The organism is Arthrobacter sp. 2YAF22_2, assembly GCF_052114645.1.
GTDB lineage: Bacteria > Actinomycetota > Actinomycetes > Actinomycetales > Micrococcaceae > Arthrobacter.
The window spans coordinates 1-1315 of sequence record NZ_JBFRFD010000727.1 but is presented as its reverse complement, the minus strand read 5'-3'; the positions used below and the strand labels follow the sequence as shown (position 1 = coordinate 1315).

At 67.9% G+C, this 1315-nt stretch carries 1 protein-coding gene; it reads right to left on the bottom strand.

Annotation, left to right across the window (positions count from 1 at the left end):
• Positions 1-138: 138 nt before the first annotated feature.
• A partial coding sequence (locus AB4Y86_RS19055) for a redoxin domain-containing protein (RefSeq protein WP_441403688.1) occupies positions 139-1315 on the bottom strand: 1177 nt, incomplete at its 5' end.

Here is a 1315-nt window from a genome sequence, read left to right as displayed (position 1 = left end):
GTGTTGCGGCCATATCGGGCTCCCTCCCGCCAGGCTCACCGCCCGGCGTGTCGAGCCAGATACACCGTTAATTCCACAGTCCCCCGGGGGCAGTCCCTTCCACCCCAGCGGGAGAGAAGAAACCTGAGGTTCGTGTGGTCACTTAGAACCATTTGTGAGGGTGTGGAGGACGTATTCGAGTTGTTCGGCGCTGAAGGTTCCCGGGTGACGGACGGCCAGGGTGCCGTCCGGGGCGATGATGGCGGTGAAGGGCAGGCCGGGGATCTGGTACGCCCCTGCCGTGGTGCCTTTGGTATCGGCCAGCAGTGGGTAGGTCGTGCCGTTCTTTGCGGCGAGGGCTGCCGCCGGGCCGGCGGGGTCGGCGACGTCGATTCCCAGGAAGGCTACGGAGGAGCCGAGGTCGGTGTGCGCTTTCTGGAGTTCGGGCATTTCGCCGGCGCATGCGCTGCAGGTGCTTGCCCAGAAGTTCACTACCGTGTATTTGCCCTTTGTCCCGTCGAGGGAGTGCTGAGTTCCGGGGTCGGCGAGCCCGGGCAGTGTGAGGGCCGGCGCCGGCTTGCCCAGTGCCGCCGGGCTGGCGGGGGTGTTACCTGCGGGCGCTGGGCCGCCGGCCGGAGCACCGGCGCGGCCGGGCAAAAGGTCCGCCGCAGTTTGCGCCATGGCCTGGGCGAACAGTGCCGTGTTCGCGGAACCGGTACCGAACTGCCCGATGGCCGCTTCCTTGCCGGCGGGGTCGATGAAGAACAGCTCTGATCCATGGACCACTTCGCCGGTCTTCGGGTCGACGCTGACAGGCACGTGATAGCTGGCCGCCACGTCGGCCAGCTGCGCGGGGGTCCCCGTGCTAAAGACCCAGTTGCGGGCGGAGGCGAGGCCGTGGCCGTCGGTCCAGGTCTTCACGTCCTGGACGGCGGTATGTAGGGGGTTGGCGTTTATGGAGAGGAAGACGACGTCGGCGGCCGTCGAACCCAAGTCGGTGTTGGCGGCGGCAACGTCCTGGGCCAGAAGCGTGCACAGGTCCTCACATTCGTCGTCGTTGAAGGACAACACGACAGACTTCCCCCGGTATTGGGACAGGCTGACGTTCTTACCGTTTTGGTCGGTGAGGGTGAAGTCCGGGGCGCTGTCCAGCGGGGCGGACAAGACGTCGAGCTGCACCAGTTGGGCCGCGGCCGAGCTCCTGTCCGGCTGGGCCGCGGCGGCATCCGCGGGTCCGGTCGGGGCGTCCGGCCGGAGGGCCGCCATGAAGATTCCGGCCAAGGCCACGGCGATGGCCAGCCCGGCGGCGGCCCAGGCCACAGCAAACCCCTTTCGG